Origin of the sequence: Flavobacterium sp. GSP6, from assembly GCF_003984855.1 — a bacterium.
In the GTDB taxonomy this organism is placed as follows: Bacteria; Bacteroidota; Bacteroidia; order Flavobacteriales; family Flavobacteriaceae; genus Flavobacterium.
This window is the reverse complement of sequence record NZ_RYDO01000005.1, coordinates 132,656-158,994: the sequence shown is the minus strand read 5'-3', so window position 1 is coordinate 158,994 and position 26,339 is coordinate 132,656. Positions and strand designations below refer to the sequence as shown.

The 26,339-nt window shown below is 35.5% G+C and carries 24 protein-coding genes; 15 read left to right on the top strand and 9 right to left on the bottom strand.

Features of this window, described 5'->3' with window-relative positions:
* Positions 1-10: 10 nt before the first annotated feature.
* Positions 11-457, bottom strand: a complete 447-nt coding sequence (locus EKM03_RS07540) for a tellurite resistance TerB family protein (protein ID WP_126553691.1) — start codon at positions 455-457, stop codon at positions 11-13.
* A 402-nt stretch (positions 458-859) separates the two neighbouring features.
* Between EKM03_RS07540 and katG the strand changes: the two genes are divergently transcribed.
* Positions 860-3,112, top strand: a complete 2,253-nt coding sequence (katG, locus tag EKM03_RS07535; protein WP_126740110.1) for a catalase/peroxidase HPI — start codon at positions 860-862, stop codon at positions 3,110-3,112.
* A 77-nt stretch (positions 3,113-3,189) separates the two neighbouring features.
* On the opposite strand, the gene EKM03_RS07530 is transcribed toward katG, so the two are convergent.
* The 7 genes from EKM03_RS07530 to glyA all read right to left on the bottom strand — a co-directional run bounded on the left by EKM03_RS07530 (position 3,190) and on the right by glyA (position 9,494).
* Positions 3,190-3,618, bottom strand: a complete 429-nt coding sequence (locus EKM03_RS07530) for a DoxX family protein (protein ID WP_126564243.1) — start codon at positions 3,616-3,618, stop codon at positions 3,190-3,192.
* Positions 3,619-3,937: 319 nt separating this feature from the next.
* Positions 3,938-4,435 (bottom strand): GNAT family N-acetyltransferase, encoded by a 498-nt coding sequence (locus EKM03_RS07525; protein ID WP_126462807.1) that lies wholly within the window; start codon positions 4,433-4,435, stop codon positions 3,938-3,940.
* 20 nt (positions 4,436-4,455) lie between these two features.
* Positions 4,456-6,252 carry an ATP-binding protein gene (locus EKM03_RS07520; protein WP_126740109.1) on the bottom strand — a complete coding sequence of 599 codons (1,797 nt, stop codon included), beginning with the start codon at positions 6,250-6,252 and terminating at the stop codon, positions 4,456-4,458.
* 10 nt (positions 6,253-6,262) lie between these two features.
* Positions 6,263-6,715: a response regulator gene (locus EKM03_RS07515; RefSeq protein WP_231507360.1), complete on the bottom strand. Its 453-nt coding sequence runs from the start codon at positions 6,713-6,715 to the stop codon at positions 6,263-6,265.
* A gap of 29 nt (positions 6,716-6,744) precedes the next feature.
* Positions 6,745-7,305, bottom strand: a complete 561-nt coding sequence (locus tag EKM03_RS07510) for an AraC family transcriptional regulator (RefSeq protein WP_126462812.1) — start codon at positions 7,303-7,305, stop codon at positions 6,745-6,747.
* Positions 7,306-7,501: 196 nt separating this feature from the next.
* Positions 7,502-8,095 carry a tRNA-(ms[2]io[6]A)-hydroxylase gene (locus EKM03_RS07505; protein ID WP_126462815.1) on the bottom strand — a complete coding sequence of 198 codons (594 nt, stop codon included), beginning with the start codon at positions 8,093-8,095 and terminating at the stop codon, positions 7,502-7,504.
* Positions 8,096-8,219: 124 nt separating this feature from the next.
* On the bottom strand, positions 8,220-9,494 hold the full coding sequence (gene glyA, locus EKM03_RS07500; protein WP_126553685.1) for a serine hydroxymethyltransferase: 1,275 nt from the start codon (positions 9,492-9,494) through the stop codon (positions 8,220-8,222).
* 109 nt (positions 9,495-9,603) lie between these two features.
* Here glyA and fahA point away from each other — a divergent pair, with 109 nt between their 5' ends.
* The 13 genes from fahA (at position 9,604) to argH (ending at position 23,055) form a co-directional block, all read left to right on the top strand.
* A complete protein-coding gene (gene fahA, locus EKM03_RS07495; protein ID WP_126562355.1) occupies positions 9,604-10,887 on the top strand; it encodes a fumarylacetoacetase in 1,284 nt (427 codons plus the stop codon).
* A gap of 219 nt (positions 10,888-11,106) precedes the next feature.
* Complete coding sequence (locus EKM03_RS15475; protein WP_317125232.1) at positions 11,107-11,406, top strand: hypothetical protein; 300 nt, start codon at positions 11,107-11,109, stop codon at positions 11,404-11,406.
* A 125-nt stretch (positions 11,407-11,531) separates the two neighbouring features.
* A complete protein-coding gene (locus tag EKM03_RS15470; RefSeq protein WP_143392182.1) occupies positions 11,532-11,720 on the top strand; it encodes a hypothetical protein in 189 nt (62 codons plus the stop codon).
* 471 nt (positions 11,721-12,191) lie between these two features.
* A complete protein-coding gene (locus EKM03_RS07485; protein WP_126462824.1) occupies positions 12,192-12,809 on the top strand; it encodes a GNAT family N-acetyltransferase in 618 nt (205 codons plus the stop codon).
* A 132-nt stretch (positions 12,810-12,941) separates the two neighbouring features.
* Positions 12,942-14,135, top strand: coding sequence for an argininosuccinate synthase (locus EKM03_RS07480; RefSeq protein WP_126740108.1), 1,194 nt, complete (start codon positions 12,942-12,944; stop codon positions 14,133-14,135).
* 223 nt (positions 14,136-14,358) lie between these two features.
* Positions 14,359-15,336 carry an N-acetyl-gamma-glutamyl-phosphate reductase gene (argC, locus tag EKM03_RS07475; protein ID WP_126740107.1) on the top strand — a complete coding sequence of 326 codons (978 nt, stop codon included), beginning with the start codon at positions 14,359-14,361 and terminating at the stop codon, positions 15,334-15,336.
* Positions 15,337-15,464: 128 nt separating this feature from the next.
* A complete protein-coding gene (locus EKM03_RS07470) occupies positions 15,465-16,601 on the top strand; it encodes an aspartate aminotransferase family protein (protein ID WP_126740106.1) in 1,137 nt (378 codons plus the stop codon).
* A gap of 87 nt (positions 16,602-16,688) precedes the next feature.
* Entirely contained in the window at positions 16,689-17,885 is a 1,197-nt protein-coding gene (locus EKM03_RS07465) for a glutamate-5-semialdehyde dehydrogenase (RefSeq protein ID WP_126740105.1), read from the top strand.
* Positions 17,886-17,930: 45 nt separating this feature from the next.
* Positions 17,931-18,692, top strand: coding sequence for a glutamate 5-kinase (gene proB / locus EKM03_RS07460; protein WP_126568479.1), 762 nt, complete (start codon positions 17,931-17,933; stop codon positions 18,690-18,692).
* 95 nt (positions 18,693-18,787) lie between these two features.
* Complete coding sequence (locus EKM03_RS07455) at positions 18,788-19,735, top strand: N-acetylornithine carbamoyltransferase (protein WP_126740104.1); 948 nt, start codon at positions 18,788-18,790, stop codon at positions 19,733-19,735.
* A 25-nt stretch (positions 19,736-19,760) separates the two neighbouring features.
* Positions 19,761-20,564 (top strand): acetylglutamate kinase, encoded by an 804-nt coding sequence (gene argB, locus EKM03_RS07450; RefSeq protein ID WP_126564236.1) that lies wholly within the window; start codon positions 19,761-19,763, stop codon positions 20,562-20,564.
* An 87-nt stretch (positions 20,565-20,651) separates the two neighbouring features.
* A complete protein-coding gene (locus EKM03_RS07445; RefSeq protein ID WP_126553672.1) occupies positions 20,652-21,719 on the top strand; it encodes a M20 family metallo-hydrolase in 1,068 nt (355 codons plus the stop codon).
* 55 nt (positions 21,720-21,774) lie between these two features.
* Complete coding sequence (gene argH, locus EKM03_RS07440) at positions 21,775-23,055, top strand: argininosuccinate lyase (RefSeq protein WP_126576342.1); 1,281 nt, start codon at positions 21,775-21,777, stop codon at positions 23,053-23,055.
* A gap of 104 nt (positions 23,056-23,159) precedes the next feature.
* Here the strand turns inward: argH and ytxJ are convergent, their stop codons facing one another.
* A complete protein-coding gene (ytxJ, locus tag EKM03_RS07435; RefSeq protein WP_126740103.1) occupies positions 23,160-23,549 on the bottom strand; it encodes a bacillithiol system redox-active protein YtxJ in 390 nt (129 codons plus the stop codon).
* Positions 23,550-23,692: 143 nt separating this feature from the next.
* Here ytxJ and clpB point away from each other — a divergent pair, with 143 nt between their 5' ends.
* The gene (gene clpB / locus EKM03_RS07430) at positions 23,693-26,287 is read left to right on the top strand and encodes an ATP-dependent chaperone ClpB (RefSeq protein WP_126576343.1); all 2,595 of its coding nucleotides are present in this window, start codon (positions 23,693-23,695) and stop codon (positions 26,285-26,287) included.
* The last annotated feature ends 52 nt before the right edge of the window (positions 26,288-26,339 follow it).

Genomic DNA, 26,339 nt, shown 5'->3' with positions numbered 1-26,339 from the left:
ATTGGCCTGTTTATATCTCTTTGTTGTTTCCTTTATTTTTCAAGAATATCACTTCAATTATTTTACTGGTCATTGATGCCTTTATTTGGAGTCGATTAGACAATACTTCAATTATGTTTTTTTCTTCCTTCTCCAATTTTCCATCCGCAAGTAGTACTTCTAATGCAAGTGCAAAAACGGTTTCTTTATCTTCTTTCTGGATCCATTCACAACAGGCAGAAAGATATTTTAATTGCCCCATTTCAATTCTTAAAGTATAGGATTTTGCATAAAGAGGCGCAATATCGATTCCTATAAATTGTTCTTTAGAATGCAATACTCTTGATAATGCTGCTGTTTCCGAATCAGTAATTTGATTGTCCGCAGAAATGCAAGAATATAAAATTCCAACCCAAGCTTCATGAGCTGATACTATCGGATTTTGATCCTTACTTTTTTTATCGTCAAATAAACTCATTTTTTTGTTTTTTGGATTAAAGTTACAGCTAACAGCACCAAGGATGGCTTAGTTTGGGATTAAATTATCATTTATTTTTTAGTTCGCACTAAATTTATCAGTATAAGAAGTATTATGTCAATGCTGAGATATTCCATAACCACTTTTGCTATTCCATTTCCTTTATTTAAACATAAATCAGAACTAAAAAAAAGTGGAGCCCAATTCTAGTAAACTAGTGCACTTAAAACCAAAAGAATACCAATACACAAATGCAGATGACTTTTTAATTGATTATTCTTAATAAATTGATAAATTCAGAATTAATGACAACCACTATAGTTTTTATCTATTAAAAATTAATTTAGGAAAAGTAATTTGTATGTAACTTTGCTTTAAAGAAAATAAAAAACAAATCATACTATGGAAAATAACACAAACCCGAGCTCCACATCTTACGATGTCAACGGAGAAAACAAATGTCCATTTAATCATGGTGCGAGTGCTGGTACTCCTGCAAAGCATGGTGCTGGTTCAGCTTCCTCAAATCGGGACTGGTGGCCAAATCAGTTAAAATTAAACATTTTACGCCAACACTCTGAACTGTCAAACCCAATGGGGGATTCGTTCAATTATGCGGAAGAGTTCAAGTCTTTAGATTATGCTGCCTTAAAGCAAGATATTATGGATTTATTGAATACTTCACAAGATTGGTGGCCGGCAGATTATGGTTTTTACGGAGGATTCTTTATTAGAATGGCATGGCATAGTGCAGGAACTTATCGTATTGCTGATGGACGCGGTGGTTCTGGAGCTGGTACACAACGATTTGCACCACTAAACAGTTGGCCTGATAATGCGAATCTAGACAAGGCTCGTTTGTTACTATGGCCCATCAAACAAAAATATGGCAGAAAAATTTCTTGGGCTGATTTATTAATTTTAAGTGGTAACTGTGCATTTGAATCCGCAGGATTTAAAACTTTCGGTTTTGCTGGAGGTCGTGAGGATGTTTGGGAACCAAATGAAGATATTTATTGGGGTTCAGAACGGGAATGGTTAGGTGACAATCGTTACAATGAAGAACGCGAATTAGAACAACCGCTAGCCGCAGTTCAAATGGGATTAATCTATGTAAATCCAGAAGGGCCTAATGGAAATCCAGATCCAGTATTGGCCGCTCATGATATTCGTGAAACGTTTGCTCGTATGGCAATGAATGATGAAGAAACCGTAGCGTTAAGTGCAGGTGGACATACATTAGGTAAAACCCACGGTGCTGCAGATCCAAATAAATATGTAGGACGAGAACCGGCTTCAGCCCCTATTGAGGAGCAAAGTAAAGGCTGGAAAAACAACTTCGGTACCGGAAATGCAGGAGATACAATAACCAGCGGTCTTGAAGGAGCATGGACAACAACACCTGCAAAATGGAGTAATAACTATTTTGAAAATCTCTTTGGATACGAATGGGAATTGACCAAAAGTCCAGCTGGTGCCCATCAGTGGAAACCAAAAGGGGATGCAGGCGCTGGCACGGTGCCAGATGCTCATGATCCTTCCAAAAGTCATCAACCGTTTATGCTGACTACAGATCTTTCATTACGTTTTGATCCTGCTTATGAAAAAATATCAAGACGCTTTCTAGAAAATCCGGCAGAATTTAATGATGTATTTGCCAGAGCATGGTTCAAGCTTACTCACAGAGATATGGGACCAAAAGTACGCTATCTGGGACCAGAAGTTCCTGCTGAAGAACTAATTTGGCAAGATCCAATTCCTGCGGTTACACATCCATTGGTTAATGATCAAGATATAGTTAACCTTAAAACTATTATTCTTGCTTCAGGATTGTCTGTTTCAGAATTAGTTTCAACTGCGTGGGCATCTGCCTCTACTTTCCGTGGTTCTGACAAACGTGGGGGAGCTAATGGGGGTCGCATTCGTCTTGCTCCACAAAAAGACTGGAAAGTGAACAACCCAGCACAACTGGAAAAAGTGCTTAACAAACTTGAGAATATCAAAAAAGAGTTCAATAGTGCTCAATCTGATAGTAAACAAGTTTCAATTGCTGATTTAATTGTTTTAGGTGGTAGTGCAGCGATAGAGAAAGCGACATCAATAGCAGGTCAAACTATCTCAGTACCATTTACACCTGGACGTACAGATGCATCACAAGAACAAACAGATATAGAATCATTTGACGTTCTTGAGCCTCAAGCAGATGGTTTCCGTAACTATGTTAAAACAAAATATACGATATCAGCAGAAGAAATGCTGATTGACAAAGCGCAATTATTGACCTTAACAGCTCCAGAAATGACTGTTCTTGTAGGCGGTATGCGTGCATTGAATTCAAACTTCGATCAGTCTCAAAATGGTGTTTTCACGAAACATCCAGAAACCCTTACAAACGATTTCTTTGTAAACCTACTTGATTTAAGTACCACCTGGAAAGCAGTTTCTGAGTCAGATGACGCATTCGTAGGAAGTGATCGTACAACAGGCGGATTGAAGTGGATAGGAACTCGTGTAGATCTTATTTTTGGTTCTAATACGGAACTAAGAGCCATAGCTGAAGTTTACGGGTATAAAAACGGTCAAGAAAAATTTGTAAAGGACTTTGTAGCAGCATGGACTAAGGTGATGAACCTAGACCGTTTTGACTTACTTTAATTTAGATTTTATAATTTGTTTAAAAAGGTGGTCTGGCAACAGACCATCTTTTTTTATTTGTAATTCGATTTACAAGTTCATTCATTCTTCATCAAAGCTTTATCCAAAGACCAAAATCCACTCCCTTTTATTAGTAAATAAAAACTACCTAAAAGCATTGCCCAATCAGTTCTGCTACCATGAAGCAGTTCCCAAAATCCGTTTTCTAAATAAACATCTGATTTTGTTGTTGCAAATGCTACTAGCATAACTATAAGTAAAGGAATACTTGCTAAGCGCGAACACAACCCAATTAAAAGTAAGACGCCACAAATAATTTCAAATGCACCAACAAAACTTCCTAATAAATCAGGTGAAGGCAAACCTATTTTTTCAAATCTCCCAGCTCCGCGAATTGCTGGAAACAAAAACTTTTGAATACCTTCCGATAAAAACACTGCTCCTACTATGAAACGAATGATTATTGTGGTTTTTGAATTGTCTGTATTAATGATTTTTTCTAACATATTATTTTCTTATTGGTGATTCTGTCTGTGGGTGTCTTGATCGTAAAAAAAGGTGCGTTTTCCATTGCATGACATCGGTTACAGTTGATTGTTATATTCTCAAATTCTTTATTAAAGATCAAGGTGTCTTTACTTTGAATACTTTTTTTCATTTCGGGTAAAATAACCGTCAAAAAATGGTCGGCTGATTCTGCTCTTTTGGGACTCCGCTCAAGTCCATTTTTTATGGTGGTGTACTGTCATCTGCTTTTATAACTCCGGAAGTATACGCACTCTTCCTAACTTCTCCTGCTGTTGTTCAATAAGCAATTTTTGGTGATTATAGCTTTTTTTCCATTCTGTAGTCTTCCATTTTATACCCGTGCTTTAGTTCAATATCCTCTTCGGAAACAATTTCAAACCCTATTTTTTTATAAAAAGACAATGCGTTGTTGAATTTATTTACGTTCAAAGAGACCGCAACCGAATTATTTTCTCTAGCCAAATTTTCAATTGTATCAATCAATAGCTTCCCTGCTCCTTTTCCTTGTGCTTCTGGAAGCAAATAAATCTTGTGCAGCCGCGTTAGGTTTTGCGCTAAATAATTATGTGAATAAGAGGCAAAACCAAGGCAAAATTCATCCTGATGTACCAAAAGAAAACGATGTCCTTTTTGGATCAAATTTTCAAGTAATGCGTGTTCTGAATAAAAGAGTTCAAGCATATAGTCAATTTGTTCTTTTGACAATATGGCTCCATAGGTTTGAGGCCAAGTTTTATAGGCAATCTCCTGAATGGTTTTTAAATCTTTCGTAGTAGCTTCTGATATTGTTACCATTCTATTTTTTTGTAATTTAATTAAATCACTTCCCCTTTTGGAATAAAAATATAAAATTTAGCCCCTACATTTGGCTTCCCTTTTACTTGTATAAAACCATTGTGGTTGTCTACAATTCTACTGCAAATAGCCAATCCCAACCCGGTTCCTGAATATTTAGAATCAGTTTCCAAACGCTTGAACAAAAGAAATATTTTTTCGGCATATTCCTGTTTGAAACCTATTCCGTTATCAGCAACAACAATCTTATAATACTCGTCTTTGTTGCTTATTTTATACTCACGGACTTCTTTATCCGTAATGTTTTTAGAGGTGATACTGATTTCAGGAGCAGTATCTTCCTTGCTGTATTTAAGTGAATTGGAAATCAAATTAATAAAGAGCTGTTTAATTTGAAAAGGTATTGCAGTAATGGTTGGTAATTTACCTATTTGAATTTCGGCTTTTTTCTCTTCAATATTTGATGATAAATCCTGGAGTATTTCGCCCAAAACTACATTCAAATCCGTTGTTAGAAAAACTTTATCGCCTTTTATAGTTCTGGAATAATTGACTAAATCAATTAATAACGTTTGCATTCTGTTAGCTGCCACGCGTACTTTAGAAAAATATTCCTTCCCTTGTCGTGAAATCAAGTCCAATTCTTTTTCTTCCAGTCTGGAAATGAACATTTGAATCTTACGAAGCGGTTCTTGCAAATCATGGCTTACAATGTCATTAAAAGCTTCCAGTTCTGTATTAATATATTTTAGTTCTTTGTTACTTTCTTCTAATTCAAGTGTTTTTTTATATTGATTAGTGATATCATAATTTACCCCAATTTTTATTAAATCTCCTTTTCCATTAGTAGTAAAACTTCCAACACCCATAATATATTTGATATCGCCGTTTGGTGTTAAAAACCGAAATATCATGGAAGTCGACTGGTGATTTATCAAAGAATCCAGGTGTACTTTAGTTACATATTCTAAATCATCGGGATGTATGTACGGAATCGAATTTTCAATATTAGGTTCAAAAGCTTTAGGCTCAACTCCCATTAAACGGAATAAATTATCTGAAAAAGTATACTTTTTTGTTTCTATATTAACCATCCAATGTCCAAAACCTGCTGTTTTTTCTGCAGCGTTGTAGGATTCGTTTAGTAAATTTAATGCGTCATTTGCTTTTTTGAGTTCGTCAATATCAACATTCATTTTTTGAAAGGAAAGCAATAAAATCAAAAGCGAGAGGATGACTAATAAAAAAGCCGTAATTAAGGAGTCCTGCAATTCAAATTGATGGTTGTCATTTTGAAATTTTGTTTTTCTACTTTCCGAAAATATAATTTCGGTCACAAAGGATTTCATTTCTTCAGTGACTTTACTACTTTCGAGTAACTTTGCATTTAAATCAATCGGGCCGGAATTTTTACTTTTAGCAATAATGTAGGTTTGTCTGAATAACTTAAAGCGGTAATCGATGATTTTTTCGAGCTGTTCAATATCTTTATTTCTCAAAGCGTTATTAGCGGTCAACTCTTTTAACTTTTTGATGCTTTCTTCTATTTTTCCTCTGCTCAAAAACCGATTTTCAATATAGCTATCTTCTTTTGTTATGATGAAACTCCGCAAACTCGTTTCGTAAATACTAATAATCGACAAAAGTTTCTCTAATTCGATTTGGGTTTCATTTGAATTTGCAATTAATTCAACTGTTGAATCCAGTTTTTCCATTTGAGAATAAAACATTGAAGCAATATAACAAACCACAACAATTGCAATGGCCAATGCTATTTTAAAGACTTGAGAATTTTTATATAGTCCTAAAATTTTCATTTATTCTTTTTTATATGCTAAAGAAAAAAGTTTCTATGTTTAGTCCTGAAGAATGAAATTGCCAATTCATGTGTACAACTTCCTTGATTACTTTTTTCAACATTATAAAGTCATTTGGCTTTTTAATATAAATATTGGCTCCTTTAATAAAAGTATCTTCAATATCTTTCTCTGAGGAAGAAGTAGAATATATTGCAATTGAAACCTCTTTAAATCGGCTGTTGGCTCTAATCTCATTCAAACAATCCAGTCCTGTTTTTCCGGGCATATTCAAATCCAAGAATAAAACATGAGGCAACTTACTTAATGGATTTTCTAAATAATCCATCAGATCTTTACCATCTTTAAACAGCGTTAAATCATTGTTCATTTTGAGTTCTTGCAAAGCTTCACTAAAAAAAGTGCGATCATCTTCGTCATCATCAGCCAGAAGAATATGCATTGAATCTTGGTGTGCAATCATAAAATAGGGAATTATTTTTTAAATTTTATTTATTCTTTGTTTGATAATTTCCTTCTTTTACCTACAATTCTTTTAAACAAGGAAGGAGTTAATCCGGTTACTTTTTTAAATTGCGTAGACAAATAGGCTACACTGCTATAGTTTAACTCATACGAAATCTCCGTTAAAGTCAGTTTCTCTTCAATTATTAATTTTTTTGCTCTTTCAATCTTTTGAATAATAATGAAATTCTCAATAGAGGTATGGGTATATTCTGAAAAAACATTAGTGATATACCCATATCTGAAGTTCAGTTTGTCTGCTAAATATTGAGATATCGTTACGTCCGGAAATTTATCTTTATCGTACACTATTTCTATAATAGCATCTTTAATTTTTTGGATTAATTGTGCTTTTGGATTATTGATAATTTGAATCCCATATTTTTTTAAAACATCCTGAAGTGCGTTCAAACTCTCTTCTGAAATAGCATCCACAATTTCAATTTGCCCTAAGTCTAAAAGTTGATAATTAATCTCTAATTTTTCTAATTGCTCTTGCAATATAGCCCTGCAAGCTATGTTTCCATCATAATTAAAATTGAGCTTCATAGCAATAGATAATTGTTAGAATTAAATTTAAAAACATAAATATAAATCAAAAAATATAAATTTACAGCAAAAAAAAATAGTTTAGAATTAAAACAGCATTCTTTAAAAAGAAATAAAACACAAATTACTGATTACTAGTATAATTACGCAAATATAAATTTATTTAAAATAAAAACACAAACACAGAAAATAGATTTTATCCATGAATTGTTTCTTTATTTCCATAATTTGTTATAACATTCTCCTCAAATTCCAGCCATTCTCTCCATCGTTTTTCAACATCGATTCCTACCCCATATTTACGTGCATAGGTTATAAAAGTGGTATAATGTCCTGCTTCGCTTTCCATTAAATTCCTATAAAAAATAGCTAATTCTTCATCGTTGATATTCTCTGAAAGCACCTTGAAACGCTCACAGCTTCTGGCCTCTATCATAGCTGAAAACAATAACCGTTCCACTAAAGCAGAAATCCTGTTTCCGGTAGCGTTTTTTTTCATGTACAGATACAGTTCATTGACATAATCATCCTTACGCTCGCGTCCCAGCTTTAGGCCGCGTTTAATGATAATATCATGTACTTGCTCAAAATGATCAAGTTCTTCTTTGGCCAAAGCCAATAAATCCTTCACTAGATCCTGATGCTCGGAGTTATTGGTGATTATTGTGATCGCATTTGTGGCTGCTTTCTGTTCGCACCAAGCGTGATCTGTGAGGATTTCCTCAATATTTTTTTCTACAATATTGACCCATCTGGGATCTGTTGGTAATTTTAATCGTAGTACGGACATTTTTTTAGTCTTAAAGTTAGAAAGTCATAAAGTCATAAAGTCGAAAGCCAAAAACTAAGACAGAATATTAAATTCTAATCAAAGACTTTCGACTTTCGACTTTAAAACCTTTAAGACGTATTTTTTAGTATACGAAGATAGCTCTTTCGCTCATCATTTCGTTTACTTTATTGGCTACTTCTTCGATAATATCTTCATCCGTATGGTTCATTAATACCCGGTCTATTAATGCCACAATGGTTTCCATATCTTCCTCAACCAGACCACGAGTGGTAATAGCTGGAGTTCCTACACGAATACCTGAGGTTACAAATGGTGATTTATCATCAAAAGGTACCATGTTTTTATTCACAGTAATTTCTGCTTTTACCAATGCATTTTCAGCATCTTTTCCAGAAATATTTTTATTTCTTAAATCAATTAGCATCATGTGATTGTCCGTGCCGCCAGAAATGATTTCGTACCCTCTTTTTACAAAAGCATCTGCCATTGCATTTGCGTTTTTTTGCAATTGTAACGCATAGGTAAAAAATTCATCTTTCAAAGCTTCGCCAAACGCGACTGCTTTTGCAGCAATAATATGCATTAACGGACCACCTTGATTTCCTGGGAAAACGGCCAAGTCTAATAAGGAAGACATCATTCTGATTTCTCCTTTTGGAGTGGTTAAACCAAATGGATTTTCGAAATCTTTACCCATCAAAATTAATCCTCCACGAGGGCCACGCAATGTTTTGTGAGTTGTAGTAGTTACAATATGGCAATGGGGCAATGGATCATTCATCAAGCCTTTGGCGATAAGCCCGGCAGGGTGAGAAATATCTGCTAATAAAATAGCGCCAACACTATCAGCAATTACTCTGAATCGCTCAAAATCCATATCACGAGAATAAGCCGAAGCGCCTGCGATGATTAGTTTTGGTTGCTCTTTAGTGGCTATTTCTTGAATTTTATCGTAATTTAACCGTCCAGTTTCTTTGTCAACACCATAAAAAGACGGAGTATACAAACGTCCCGAGAAATTTACAGGAGAACCATGCGTTAAGTGCCCACCATGAGACAAGTCAAAACCTAAAATTTTATCTCCTGGTTTGATACAAGCGTGGTAAACCGCTGTATTGGCTTGAGAACCAGAATGTGGCTGTACATTTGCATATGCAGCACCAAATAATTCTTTAGCTCGATCAATAGCAATTTGTTCCACAACATCAACTACTTCACAACCGCCGTAGTATCTTTTGCCAGGATACCCTTCAGCATATTTGTTAGTTAAAACAGACCCAGCTGCTTCCATTACTTCATCACTTACGAAGTTTTCCGAAGCGATAAGTTCTAATCCGTGAATTTGTCTTTCTTGTTCTTCCAGAATAAGGTCGAAAATTTGTTCGTCGCGTTGCATTTCTTTGATTTTCGTTAATTTTGATGCAAAAATACAAAAAAACGTTTGGTTAATAGTTAGATTATAATATATTTGATGAGTAATTTTTTAACAAAATAATTAACAAAATATGCCGATAACAGCTAACGATACCAATAGAAAGTCCTGGCTAGAAGTACCATTCAATAGTGATTTTCCCATTCAAAATATTCCTTTTGGTGTTTTTTTAACCAAAGAAAACATCGTAACAGTTGGAACTAGAATTGGAGATTTCGCAATCGATTTGGGTGCTTTACAACAATTAAATTATTTTGAAGGTATAGAACTGACCGATGATATGTTCATGCAGGACACTTTAAATGATTTTATTTCAGACGGCCAAAAAACCTGGCGTTTGGTTCGAAACCGAATTGCTGAAATTTTTGACGAAAAAAATCTGAAATTACAAGATAATACCAAAGACAGAGATATAATCATCTTTGAAATGGAAGATATAGAAATGCAGTTACCCGTATTAATTGGCGATTATACGGATTTTTATTCAAGCAAGGAACACGCTACAAATGTAGGAAAAATGTTTCGCGATCCTGAAAACGCATTATTGCCCAACTGGCTTCACATTCCTGTAGGATATCATGGGCGAAGTTCTACCATTATTCCTTCCGGAATTCCTGTACACAGACCTATGGGACAAACCTTACCTAATGGTGAAACCACACCTGTTTTTGGGCCTTCCCGTTCTGTTGATTTTGAACTGGAAACCGCTTTTATCACTACGGATGTCAATATCATGGGAGAAAATATTGCAGTATCCGAAGCCGAAGATTATATTTTCGGAATGGTTTTATTGAATGACTGGAGTGCTCGCGATATTCAAAAATGGGAATACGTGCCGCTAGGCCCCTTCTTAGCAAAAAACTTTGCCACTTCTATTTCACCCTGGATTGTTACTATGGATGCTTTGGATCCCTTTAGAACAAGAGGACCCAAACAAGAACCGACGCCACTTCCCTATTTGCAACAAAAAGGAAAACATTCTTTTGACATTAATTTAGAAGTAGCCATACAACCTGAAAAATCAGAAGCAACTGTGATTTCACGTTCGAATTTCAAATATATGTATTGGACCATGAGCCAGCAATTAGCACACCATACCTCTAATGGTTGCCGTGTAAATTCTGGCGATATGATGGGCTCTGGCACCATTTCAGGCCCTACACCGGACAGTTACGGTTCCATGTTAGAATTATCATGGGGCGGGAAAAATCCTATAAAACTAAAGGATGGAACTGAACGTAAATTCATCAATGATAATGATACTGTTATTATGAAAGGATATTGTCTAAACGGACAAGTACGCATTGGCTTTGGTGAAGTTTCCAGCAAACTGCTCCCTCCTTTTGTTCGCAAATAAAAAATAAAATACTCCTTCAAAAACCTAACAATTGTACTCTTTTTGTTGGGTTTTTTTATGGCTTTTTTTAAGCATTAAACTAAAAACAAAAAAAAATCCACTTAAAATAAACTGCCGGAACAACACCATTATTTAATACTAAACCACAGGGAAAAAATCACCTTTTTATTCTCCTTTTTTGTACTACTCTCCTCATGTGGCGTAAAGCAAACCCAAAACTTGTTAAGCTCCGGAAATTACGATCAGACAATTGATAATGCGATTTCGAATTTGAATATCAATAAAGACAAAAAAAGCAAGCAGGAATATGTTTATTTGCTGGATGAGGCTGAATTTAAAGGTTCTGATTATGTTTCGGTTTTCACTAAAAACGAAACGAACATGATTATTCCGGTTCGTCTTCAAAATGATTTGTTGGACTTCTGCACATTGGGATTAAACGATAAATGGACTGTTTACCTCAGCAACAAACAAAAAGGAATTGGGTATGATTATGGAATGGCAATCCATTTTAGATAAATTTATATTTCGCCAGAGCAAATTAAAGAAAGATAATTTGTAAAAGAACGCATCATCAAAGACAGTGTCAAAAAACTGATTGATACTAATGGGAAAGAAGTTTTAGACGAAAAAGGAAAGTTGTTATGGTGGATAACCTCAAAACTATAAATGCCACTTACAAAGGAGACCGACTCGCCACTGATGATAATTATTCTTATTTTGACAGAAGTCCAATTCCTTTTCCTAGTAGCGAACAAATGGTTTATGACACTGGAGAAGATTTAAAATCTAAAATTAAAGAAATTATCAACCAAAACAAGTTTAGAAACTGATGTTTTAAAGACTTTACTATTCGATAAACGCCTTGATACTTATGCCTGTAAATGCGTTTTTCTTGGATTAAAAAAAACAACAATCTATTAAAACTTTGTTACAAAAGATAAAAGTAGCGTTGTGTTATAAAAATATGTGTACTTTTGTATCAATGAATACAATAAGTGTACATATAACTTCTTTGTCACGGAAAAACAGACCTTCTACTTCTCCCGAAGTACGGATGCTATCGATATAGTACCCAAAAGCTGTTTCGTATCTTTATTCATTTTATTTTTTTGTTTTGAAATTACCGCTATTTTTCACTGGATCAATCTATCCACAAATTAAAACTAAGGCATCATTAGTGCACTTTAATTCATTTTATTGTACTGCCCTGACCCGTTTTGAAAAAACAATAGATTTTAGAAAAAATGCACTTCAAAAAAGACCCCTAAATCATTTTATAACTCAAAAATCCAGCTTTTGACATGAACATTTCTATCATAACAACTCAGGAAGAACATTATAAATATTCGCAGGAAATATGCGAAACCATAGAATTATCCGCACTATTGAGAGGTACGGGAATTGCTAAAAGAACTCCTGAATACATCCAGAAAAAAATGGAAAACAAAGACGCCATTATCGCATTAGACAACGGGAAATTTGCCGGTTTTTGCTATATCGAAAGTTGGCAACACGGAAAATTTGTAGCACATTCCGGGTTGATTGTACATCCGGATTACAGAAATCTAGGCTTAGCAAAAAAAATTAAATCATTTGTTTTTGACTATTCGTTAAAAAAATATCCAGAGGCTAAAGTTTTTGGAATCACCACTGGTTTAGCGGTAATGAAAATCAATTCCGATTTGGGGTATAAACCTGTTCCTTTTTCAGAATTGACGAGCGATCAAAGTTTTTGGAAAGGATGTCAAACCTGTACCAATTATGAAATTCTAAAAAGTAAAGACAACAAAATGTGTTTATGCACCGGAATGCTTTATGACCCAAAAGAAAAGCCTAAAGATCCGCCTAAGCACCCCTTTAATGTCAAAATATCAAACCGATTAAAATCAATTAAAGAAGCGCTTTTCTTAAAAAAATAACCCCCTCCCCAGCCCTCCCCGAAGGGGAGGGAGCCAAAGAGAAAAATAAAATAATCATAACAAAAAATTCCCCTTTGCCAGTTTCGGCTCCCCCTCCTTCGGAGGGGCTGGGGGGAAGAAAAAACAATAATTATGAAAAAAGTTGTATTAGCTTATAGCGGAGGATTAGATACCTCATATTGCCTAAAATATTTAAAAAACGAAAAAGGATATGAAGTTCATACCGTTCTTATAAATACAGGCGGATTTGATGATGCCGAACTAGCCGCTATTGAAGCAAGAGCTTACGAATTAGGAAGTGCGCAGCATACAAATCTTACCATCGTTGATAAATATTATGACAAATCCATTAAATATTTGATTTATGGAAATGTATTAAAAAATAATACCTATCCATTATCAGTAAGTGCCGAACGTGTTTTTCAAGCTATCGAAGCGATTAAATATGCAAAATCTGTTGGTGCCGAAGCGATTGCTCACGGAAGCACTGGCGCAGGAAATGACCAAATTCGTTTTGATTTAATTTTCCAAACCATCGCTCCCGAAATTGAAATAATCACTCCTATTCGTGATTTAAAATTATCAAGACAGGAAGAAGTGGATTATTTATCTAAAAATGGAGTTCATTATTCTTGGGAAAAAGCACAATATTCCATCAATAAAGGATTGTGGGGAACAAGCGTAGGCGGTAAAGAAACATTGACGTCAAATCAAACTTTACCAAGTGAAGCGTACCCTTCTCAATTGCAAAAAACGGGTGAAGAAAAAGTGACTCTACAATTTGAAAAAGGACAATTAGTAGGCATCAACGGAACATTGGATACCCCAACAAAAAACATCGTTACCTTAGAAAAACTAGCAAACGCTTACGCTATAGGTAGAGACACGCACGTAGGCGACACCATTATTGGAATTAAAGGAAGAGTTGGTTTTGAAGCCGCTGCACCTTTAATCATCATCAAAGCACACCATTTGTTAGAGAAACATACGCTAGGTAAATGGCAACAATACTGGAAAGAACAACTGGGAAACTGGTACGGAATGTTGTTTCATGAAGGACAATTCTTGGACCCTGTAATGAGAAACATCGAGGCTTTCCTAGAAGACACTCAAACGACTGTAAATGGAACGGTTATCGTTTCTCTAAAACCATATCACTTTACATTGGACGGAATTGAATCTGAAAATGATTTAATGAATACTACGTTTGGTCAATACGGTGAAATGAACAACGCTTGGACATCTGACGATGCCAAAGGATTTATCAAAATTCTGGGGAATGCCCAAAACATATTTTCATCTGTAAATAAACTGACCCATGATTAATTGAAATTCTGAATTAATCAACAAATATAAAATTTAACCACATAGAAACATAGAAAAAAGAACTTATACAGACCAATTCTTGGTTACACAAAGCTATATTTTACTCCAATAAGTGAAACGCTATATAAAATTAATAAAATCTATGTATCTATGTGGTTAAAAAATAATACAAATCGAATTACTCCAATAAGGATTAATTCTAGTACGTTTAAAAAATAAGATTATGATTAATATTGGAATAATTGGCGGTTCAGGTTATACTGCGGGTGAACTCATCAGAATATTGATGTTTCATCCCAATGCTACACTTGATTTTGTGTACAGCACGACAAACGCCGGAAAACCACTTCATGTCGCGCATCACGATTTGATGGGTGATATCGAAATGAACTTTACCGATACTGTAAATCCAAATGTGAATGTAGTTTTCTTGTGTTTAGGTCATGGTAAATCAAAATCGTTTTTAGAGCAAAATCAATTTGCGAGTCACACCAAAATCATCGATTTAGGAAATGATTTCAGATTAACAAAAGACAAAAATTTCAACGGAAAATCTTTCGTTTACGGTTTGCCAGAATTAAACAAAGCGAATATAAAAAACGCCCAATTTATAGCTAATCCAGGTTGTTTTGCGACAGCAATTCAACTAGCATTACTACCATTGGTTAAAAACGAAATGCTTACGACTGATGTTCACATCAATGCCACAACCGGAAGTACGGGAGCCGGAGTTTCACCTTCGGAAACAACACATTTCAGTTGGAGATCAAATAACATGTCGCATTATAAAGCTTTTGAACACCAACATTTAGGCGAAATAAACCAAAGTGTCAATCAATTGCAGGCGGATTATACCAGTGAATTGATTTTTGTTCCCAACAGAGGGGATTTTGCCAGAGGGATTTTCGCAACATTATACACAACAATCGAAGAAAACCTGGAAGATGTAGTGGCTAAATATGAGGCTTTTTACAAGGACCAGCCTTTCGTAACTATTACCACCACTGGAATCAACATGAAACAAGTGGTTCAAACGAATAAATGTATTATTAGTTTAATGAAAAAAGGAAACCGGTTATTGATAACATCAATAATTGATAACTTAACAAAAGGAGCCTCAGGACAAGCCATTCAAAACATGAATCTACTGTTTGGACTGGATGAAACCACAGGATTACATTTGAAACCAAGCGGATTTTAATCCCCTCCCCAACCCTCCCCGAAGGGGAGGGAGACGAAATGCAAAAAATAGTATAAATATAAAAACAACACCCCCCGTTGCAAGTTTTTATTCCCCCTCCTTCGGAGGGGGTTAGGGGGAGGATTATTATGAACTTATTTGACGTTTACCCATTATACAATATCACACCTGTTAAAGCACTAGATTGTACTATTACAGATGAAAAAGGTGTGGAATATTTAGATTTATATGGCGGTCATGGTGTAATTTCCATTGGACACACCCAACCGGATTATGTTTCCAAATTAAAAAATCAATTGAATAATATTGGTTTTTATTCCAATGCGATTCAGAATCCATTGCAAATAGAATTAGCAGAGAAATTAGGGAAACTTTCAGGATTGGAAGACTACACTTTATTCTTGTGCAGTTCTGGAGCTGAAGCCAATGAAAACGCCTTGAAATTAGCCTCTTTTCACAACAATAAATCTCGTGTGATTACTTTTGATAATTCCTTTCATGGAAGAACTTCGGCGGCAGTTGCGGTAACAGATAACAAAAAAATTATTGCTCCAATCAATGCACAACAAATCGTTACTTTTTTGCCCTTGAATAATATTGAGTTGGTAGAAAACGAACTAAAAAAAGGAGATGTTTCTTCTGTTATAATCGAAGGAATTCAAGGAGTGGGCGGTTTAGACCAAGGTACAACTGAATTTTTTCAGGCATTAGAAAAACTGTGCGAGACTTACGACTCCGTTTTGATTTTGGACGAAGTGCAATCAGGATACGGAAGAAGCGGAAAGTTTTTTGCACACCAACATCATGACATCAAAGCCGATATTATTTGTCTGGCGAAAGGAATGGGCAACGGATTTCCTATTGGCGGAATCTTGATTTCTCCAAAATTCACAGCGAGTTATGGATTATTAGGAACTACTTTTGGTGGAAACCATTTGGCTTGTGCTGCTGGAATAGCAGTTTTGGATGTGATTGAAAGCCAAAATTTAATGGATAACGTAAATGACGTTTACGCTTATTTTTTAGAGGCAATCAAACAAGTTCCTGAAGTTATTAAAGTAAAAGGAAAAGGATTAATGCTAGGTGTAGAATTTGATTTTGACGTAAGTACACTTCGTAAAAAAATGATTATGGACAAACATATTTTTACGGGAAATGCTAATAATAAAAACTTATTAAGAATCCTTCCTCCATTGACAATCAAGAAGGAAGCAATTGATACCTTTATTATAGCTTTAAAAGAAACATTGGCAGAATTGAAATGATTTTTTAAACATATAAGTCATCTAAGCTCCTAAACTTATGTGACTTATATGCTTAGATTTTTTTCTAAAATAGTAAACCAAAAACTAATGAACCACATATTACCAATAGAAAAACGAAATTCAGTTTTAAGCCTCATGGCCGAACTTCTTGAACAAGAAAGAGCCAATCTTAAGACTATAAATCAACAGGATATCAATAATTATTCTGGAGACGATTTGGCAATGGAAAAACGTTTATTGGTTGATGACGCCAAAATTGACGGTATGATTTTGTCCCTGCAACAATTAGCAAGTCAGGAAGATCCTATTGGCGTAGAACGTTTTAATTTCGACCATGAAAACGGAATGAAAATCATTAATAAAACAGCGGCTTTTGGAACCATAATGATTATTTATGAATCCAGACCCGATGTTACTGTTGAAGCTGGCGGAATCGCTTTTAAATCCGGAAATAAAATTCTATTGAAAGGCGGAAAAGAATCTTTGAAATCCAACTTGAAAATTGTGGAATTATGGCATCAGGCTTTAATAACAAACAATGTATCAAAGGAATGGGTGGAATACTTGAATTACAATCGGGAAGAAACACAAACGTTTTTAGAAAAACCCACACAAAAAGTGGACTTAATCGTTCCTCGTGGTGGCGAGAACTTAATCGCTTTTGTAAAAAAACACGCTACTTGTCCCGTAATAATTAGTGGTCGAGGTAATAATTTTGTGTATGTAAATAAAGAAGCCGATTTAAAAAAAGCGCTAGACATTATTATTAACGGAAAAATCTCTAACATATCTGTTTGCAATGCTTTAGATAAAGTTTTAATTGATACTAATCTTGAAAACTGGGAAGCTTTTGCAAAAAAAATAACTACCGAATTACAACAAAGAAACGTTACGATTTTGGGAGATGAAAGCATTTCCAGAGCAACAGCTGTTCCTCAGATTGAATCGGATTTAATTTGGTACGAAGAGTTTTTGGATTATAAAATTGTTATTGGAACAACCAATTCGGATCAGGAAGCAATTGACAAAATAAATAAATATTGTGGAGGTCATTCGGCTTCTATAATCACAAAAAATGATGCAATTGCCCAGAAATTCATGGAAAATGTAGATACTGCAGCCGTATATCAAAACGCCTCTACCCGATTCACGGATGGAGGACAGTTTGGTTTAGGTGGCGAATTGGCGATAAGCACGGACAAATTACACCAACGTGGGCCAATCGGCTTGCAACATCTAGTTACTAATAAGTGGTATATTTACGGAAATGGACAAATCAGGTAAAAATTAGTAGAGACAAGTTGCGACTTGTCTAAACAAAAAATAAAAATGGCCAAAAAAAGAATTTTATTAAAGTTAGGAAGCAATACATTAACCAAAGAAACCAATCACATTTCGAGAGGAAAGATTGAAGATATTGGAATGCAAATAGCGGCTTTACAAAACGAGTACGAGTTTATCATTGTGAGTTCGGGCGCGATTGCTGCGGCCAAACAATTTGTAAAACTGGACAACCACGACAAAGATGTTTTTGTAAAACAAGCACTAGCTTCGATTGGTCAGCCACATTTAATGCGGATTTATCATGAAAATTTCCGTGATTTAGGATTGCTGATTTCGCAATGTTTACTTTCTTATTCTGATTTTGAAAAAGAACAATCTAAAGTAAATATCGTAAACACCATCAATGTGTTAGTCAAAAATAATTATATCCCAATTATCAATGAAAATGATACCGTAGCAACGGATGAGATCCAGTTTGGTGATAATGATAAATTAGCTGCGCTGACAGCCGTTTTATTAAATGTTGACCTTCTGATTATCGCCACCAATACGAATGGGATTTATACCAAAGCATCCATCCATGATGCCGTTCCTGAAACCATTTCTTTGGTAACTGATTTAAAAGTATTGGAAAAAGAAATCGGCGATTCAAAATCCTCACATGGAACTGGCGGAATGCAGTCTAAAATTGAAGCATCGGCAATCGCCAAAGCCGCTACTATCGAAACCTGGATTGTAAATGGCTTGGAAGACAATTTTATTTTAAAAGCTTTAAAAAACGAAATACCATTTACTAAAATTGTATAAATGTTGATGCGGTTAATCGTTAATTCGGTTAATTGATTAAACACACGAGCAAAGCGAACTGACGAAGTAAATAACCGATTAAACAAATTAAGATAATGAACTACATATCCATACAAAACATAGATTCGCTCGACGAATGGGTGAAACAAGCATTAAAAATCAAGAAAAAACCACTTAAAAATAAAAAACTGGGTAAGAACAAAACCTTAGGAATGTTGTTTTTTAATTCCAGTTTAAGAACACGTTTGAGTACACAAAAAGCAGCTTTGAATTTGGGAATGAACGTCATGGTAATGAATTTCACCAGCGAAGGTTGGACATTAGAATTTGAAGATGGAGCCATCATGAACTCCGGTGCTTCGGAACATATTAAAGAAGCGGCTGCAGTAGTTTCTCAATATTGCGATATTATTGCCATCAGGGCTTTTGCCGGATTGGTAGACAAAGAAAAAGACAATGCCGAAACCGTTCTTATGGGTTTCTTAAAATACGCCACGGTACCGGTTGTCAATATGGAAAGTGCTACAGGACATCCATTACAATCACTAGCCGATGCAATTACAATGGCTGAACACAAAACGGAACACCGTCCAAAAGTAGTTTTGACTTGGGCACCACATCCTAAAGCTTTACCTCAAGCGGTACCCAATTCCTTTGTGGAAATGATGCAATTACAAGAGGCTGATTTTGTAATTACGCATCCTGAAGGCTACGAATTGAATCCTGAAATCACGAAAGACTCCAAGATTGAATACGACCAAGACAAAGCTTTCGAAAACGCCGATTTTATCTATGCCAAAAACTGGAGCAATTATAACGAGTATGGTCAGATTACAAATTCCGACCCAAACTGGACCGTAACTGCCGATAAAATGAAGCTGACCAATAATGCTAAATTCATGCACTGTTTGCCAGTAAGACGTAACGTAATTGTAACGGATGATGTGATTGACAGTGAAAATTCAATTGTTATCGAACAAGCCAATAATAGAACCTATGCCGCGCAATTAGTGTTGCAGAAGATTTTAGAAAGTGGAAAATAGAGAAAAGATTTTTAAAATATTAAAAATGAGTCCAAAACCCAAAACCCAGAACCTAAAATCCCTTTCAATCATAAAAATTGGTGGAAACATCATTGATAACCCAACGGAATTGTCACAATTTTTATCCGATTTTTCTAAGATTGAAGGCTACAAAATACTCGTTCATGGCGGAGGAAAATCAGCTACCAAAATGGCCGAAAGCATTGGTTTAATTCCACAAATGATTGATGGAAGACGCATCACCGATGCCGCTATGCTTGATGTAGTTGTGATGATTTATGCAGGTCAAATCAACAAAAATATTGTTACCCAATTACAATCAAAATCAACTAATGCGATGGGGTTCTCTGGTGCTGATGGAAATTTAATTCTATCGGATAAAAGAAACCATCCTACAATCAATTATGGTTTTGTGGGCGATGTAAAAAAAGTGAATACGGAATTGTTAGAAACATTACTTTCAACTGGAATAGTTCCTGTATTTTGCGCAATAACACACGATGGAAAAGGACAATTATTAAACACGAATGCCGATACCATTGCTAGCGAATTGGCAATTGCTTTATCAGAATTTTTTGATGTAACTTTGAATTATTGCTTCGAAAAACCCGGCGTTTTACATGATGCCGAAGATGATTCTTCCGTAATTGAGAACATAAATCAAGAATTATATTCTAAATTAAAAGTCGAAGGCGCCATACATTCTGGCATGATCCCTAAATTAGACAACTGTTTCAACAGTTTATCCAAGGGAGTTCAAAAAATAAAAATTGGTCATCACCGAATGTTGAAAGATTCAAAGGCAATTTGCACACGCATCAAATTATAAAAAAAGTTGAACACAAATTTCACAGATTTGCACAAAATTTTTTATTTCAATTAAAAAAAAATCTGTGAATCCGTGGCTAAAATAAGTATGAAAAATATAGAAATCCTTACACAAGAAGCCATTTCGCTATTAAAAGCACTGATTGAAACGCCTTCATTTTCAAGTGAAGAAGACCAAACTGCACTTTTAATCGAAAATTGGTTTACACAAAATAGTATTCCTTTCGAAAGAGAGAATAACAATATTTGGGCTTTCAATAAACATTTTGATACCACCAAACCTACGCTATTACTCAATTCGCACCACGATACTGTAAAACCAAACCAAGGTTATACTAATGATCCATTTGAAGCTATCGTAAAAGACGGCAAATTATTTGGACTGGGAAGCAATGATGCGGGAGGTTGTCTGGTTTCACTTTTAGCCACTTTTGTACATTTTTATTCGAATGAGAATCTGCCTTACAATATTGTGATGGTAGCTTCAGCCGAAGAAGAAAGCAGCGGGAAAAATGGATTAAACAGCGTATTGAAACATTTACCGAAACTTGAATGTGCGATTGTGGGAGAACCTACATTGATGCAATTGGCCGTAGCCGAAAAAGGATTATTGGTACTCGATGTCATCGTAAAAGGTACTGCAAGTCACGCTGCACACAACAATCCTGACAATCCTATTTACAATGCGATACCCGTTATCGAATGGTTTAACAGCTATCAATTCGAAAAAATATCGGAGGTTTTAGGTCCTGTAAAAATGACCGTAACACAAGTCACTGCAGGTAAACAACACAACGTAGTTCCCGCCGAATGTCATTTGGTTGTCGATATCAGAGTGAATGATCGTTATAATAATCAAGAAATATTAGATATTGTAAAAAAACATTTGACTGCCGAAGTCAATCCACGTTCGATGCATTTAAATGCGTCATCAATTCCTGTTGCACACGAATTAGTACAAGCAGGAATAACATTGGGAAGAACCACGTATGGATCGCCTACCCTTTCGGATCAATCGGTTTTGAGTTGTCAATCCTTGAAATTAGGACCTGGTGAAACCCTGCGGTCACACTCGGCAGACGAATTTATATTTATAAACGAAATAGAAGAAGGAATTCAATTGTATATCAAAATACTAACTGATTTTTTTAAATAATAATAATCTGTAGGGACAAGTCGCGACTTGTCCCTACGAAAAAAAAATAAAAATCATGAAACTTTGGGAAAAAGGAATACCAACAGATAAACAAATAGAACATTTCACCGTTGGTAACGACAGAGAACTGGATTTAGTGCTGGCAAAATACGATGCTTTAGGTTCTATAGCACATGCAAAAATGCTTGGACAAATTGGTCTTCTAACAGACTCCGAAACCGTTTCTCTGGTTTTGGCTTTGGAAGAAATTATAAGAGACGTTGAAAACGGTAAATTCGAAATCGAAGACAGTTTCGAGGACGTACATTCTAAAATCGAGTATCTATTAACGGTAAAATTAGGCGATGCCGGAAAAAAAATTCATACTGCTCGTTCTCGTAACGATCAAGTATTGGTAGACGTTAATTTGTATCTAAAAGACGTGGTTAAAGAACTAAAGCAACAAGTAAAAAGTCTTTTTGATTTGCTAATGGAGTCGGCCGAAAAACATCAAAATATTTTATTGCCAGGATATACTCACCTTCAAATTGCGATGCCTTCTTCTTTTGGAATGTGGTTTTCTGCCTATGCCGAAACCTTAATTGATGATGTAACGATGCTGAATGCCGCTTTGAAAATTGTAGACCAAAATCCATTAGGTTCGGCCGCAGGTTACGGAAGTTCTTTTCCTATCGATAGAACATTTACGACTAAAGAATTAGGGTTTGAAACCTTAAAATTCAATTCTGTAGCGGCACAAATGAGCCGTGGAAAATCAGAAAAAACGGTTGCTTTTGCCATGAGTAGTGTTGCTGCAACTTTGGCAAAATTTTCTATGGATGTTTGTTTGTATATGAGTCAGAATTTTGATTTCATCACTTTGCCTGCCCATCTTACAACAGGCTCGAGTATCATGCCGCATAAGAAAAATCCGGATGTTTTTGAATTGATTCGTGGAAAATGCAACAAGATTCAAGCATTGCCATACGAAATTACTTTAATTACCAACAACCTTCCTAGTGGTTATCACAGAGATTTACAATTATTGAAAGAAGGTTTATTTCCAGCAATTCAAAACCTGAAAGCATGTTTAGATATCGCTATTTTTGCGATTAAAGACATTAAAGTGAAAAAACACATTTTAGACGATAAAAAATACGATTATTTGTTTACGGTAGATTCCTTAAACGAAATGGTTGTTGCAGGAATGCCTTTTAGAGATGCGTATAAAGCCGTTGCTGAGCAATTAGAAAATGGTACTTTCCAATCTCCAAAAGAAACCAAACATACACACGAAGGAAGTATTAATAATTTGTGTTTAGATCAAATTAAGAAAAAAATGGACGATTCCTACTAATTATTTTTACCGGTTTGTCTAAAAAATAAAACCGCAAATTCGCTAATTTAATACAGTGATTAATTAGCGAATTTGCGGTAAACTATTTAAAACAATCCTATTTACTATACTTTTCTTCCTAACTCCTCCGCATCAATATCACTGTGCGAAACATTATAAATGGCTTTTCCGTCTTTAATTAAAATCAATTGTGGAGATTGATGGGTCACTACAAAACGATTTACAATTTCATTAGAAATATCGCGATGCGCTATTAAATCTAAAAAATAAGGTGTAACTTTATCTGAACTATTGAACTCATTTTCAAACTGTTTTAGCGCCATTCTACTTATACTGCATCGAGTACTGTGTTTGAAAATGGCTACCGGTTTTTCATTTGAAATAGCGATAATTTCATCCAGTTGTACCAAATCAGTTAATTCATTCCAGTTGATTTTGTTTTCTTTAAAATCCTTGTCGTCTGAACTACTAAAAATATTTTTGAAAAAACTCATAATTGTCTTTTTTTAAGACATTTTGACTTTAAAGTATGATACCAATCATAAATTTTCCGTCAATTTGTCTGTATTATTGTATTGGAATATATATTGAATATAATTCGTAAAGTTAAGTAAAAGCTACAAAACAATGTACCATCATGAACATAAATAAATTTACAATCAAATCCCAGGAAGCCATTCAGCTTTCGCAACAATTGGCACAAAGCTATGGGCAACAACAAATAGAAAATGAACATATTTTTAAAGCTATTTTTGAAGTCGACGAAAATGTGGCACCTTTTATTTTAAAAAAACTGAATGTAAATGTGCCCTTGTTTCTTCAAATATTAAACAGTACAATCCAGAGTTTTCCAAAAGTTTCTGGTGGCGAAATTATGCTTTCCAGAACTGCAAACACCACGCTGAACGAAGCTGAAATTATTGCAAAAAAAATGAATGATGAATTCGTTTCTGTGGAGCATTTAATTTTATCAATTTTTGATTCTAAAAGTAAAGTATCCCAAATATTAAAAGATCAGGGCGTTACCGGAAAAGGGCTAAAAGCTGCTATCGATGAATTGCGAAAAGGAGAACGGGTAACTTCGGCATCTGCTGAAGAAACCTATAATTCCTTAAATAAATATGCCAAAAATCTTAACGAATTAGCTCGAGCAGGGAAACTCGATCCAGTAATTGGTCGTGACGAGGAAATACGCAGGGTATTACAAATTCTAACCCGAAGAACTAAAAACAACCCAATGCTCGTGGGAGAACCAGGAGTGGGAAAAACCGCCATTGCTGAAGGATTGGCACACCGAATTGTAGATGGAGATGTTCCAGATAATTTGAAAGATAAAATCGTTTATTCGCTTGATATGGGAGCTTTGATTGCTGGCGCCAAATACAAAGGAGAATTTGAAGAACGATTAAAATCCGTGGTGAAAGAAGTGACTTCTGCCGAAGGCGATATAGTTTTATTCATTGACGAAATCCATACCCTTGTGGGAGCTGGTGGTGGCGAAGGCGCTATGGATGCGGCTAATATTCTGAAACCGGCTTTGGCTCGTGGAGAACTTCGCGCCATTGGAGCCACAACATTGGACGAATATCAAAAATATTTTGAAAAAGACAAAGCACTCGAAAGACGTTTCCAAAAAATTGTGGTCGAAGAACCGGATACCGAAAGTGCTATTTCTATTTTGCGCGGAATTAAAGAAAAATACGAAACGCATCATAAAGTCCAAATCAAAGACGATGCTATTATTGCCGCTGTCGAACTATCGCAACGGTATATTACCAACCGGTTTCTTCCAGATAAAGCTATTGATTTAATGGATGAAGCCGCTTCAAAACTGCGTATGGAAATCAATTCGAAACCCGAAGAACTGGATGTTTTGGATCGAAAAATCATGCAATTGGAAATTGAAATTGAAGCCATTAAACGAGAAAAAGACGAAAGCAAACTTAAAATTTTGGGAATGGATTTGGCCAATCTCAAAGAAGATCGCAACGAAATCTACGCCAAATGGAAATCAGAGAAAGACGTTGTCGATAATATTCAAGCCGTAAAAACGGAGATTGAAGACTTTAAATACGAAGCTGAACGTGCAGAACGTGAAGGCGATTATGGAAAAGTAGCTGAAATTCGGTATGGTAAAATCAAGGAAGCGCAAGAACGTTTAGCTATTTTACTCAAGGAATTACAAGAAAACCAATCCGGAACTTCGTTGATAAAAGAAGAAGTTACCCGCGAAGACATTGCCGAAGTAGTGGCTAAATGGACCGGAATTCCAGTAATGAAAATGCTTCAAGGCGAACGAGAAAAACTACTGAAACTGGAAGATGAATTGCATCACAGAGTCGTAGGACAGGAAGAAGCCATTGAAGCCGTAAGTGATGCCGTGCGCAGAAGCCGTGCGGGATTGCAGGACATGAAAAAACCGGTGGGAACCTTTCTTTTCCTTGGAACTACGGGAGTTGGTAAAACCGAATTGGCAAAAGCCTTGGCCGAATACCTGTTCGACGATGAAAATGCGATGACCCGTATTGACATGAGTGAATATCAAGAACGCCACAGCGTAAGTCGTTTGATGGGTGCGCCTCCGGGATATGTAGGTTATGATGAAGGCGGACAATTGACCGAAGCCGTACGTAGAAAACCGTATTCTGTGATTTTGTTGGATGAGATTGAAAAAGCCCATCCGGACACGTTTAATATCTTGCTACAAGTCTTGGATGAAGGACGTTTGACAGATAACAAAGGGCGTTTAGCCGATTTTAAAAACACGATTATCATCATGACTTCAAACATGGGAAGCCAGATTATTCAGGAGAAATTCGAAAATCTAAAAGGAAGTGTGGAAGCGGCAACAGAATTGGCCAAGATAGAAGTTCTAGGGTTGCTAAAACAAACGGTGCGTCCTGAATTTATCAATCGTATTGATGAAATCGTAATGTTCACGCCATTGACTACTAAAAATATAGCTCAAATTGTAGGTTTACAACTAAAAAGCGTAAGCAAAATGTTGGCACAACAAGGCATCACGATGGACGCGACTCCGGAAGCTATTGCCTACTTATCAGAGAAAGGATACGATCCACAATTTGGAGCCAGACCCGTGAAAAGAGTGATTCAAAGAGACGTGCTCAATGAATTATCCAAAGAAATTCTATCCGGAAAAATAACAACCGACAGCATTGTGTTGATAGATGCTTTTGATGGAAAACTGGTTTTTAGAAATCAAAGTGAGTGAGTTTCTCAAGTTTCTAGAAACATTTAAACTTATGAAAACACTGGTCGAAAGG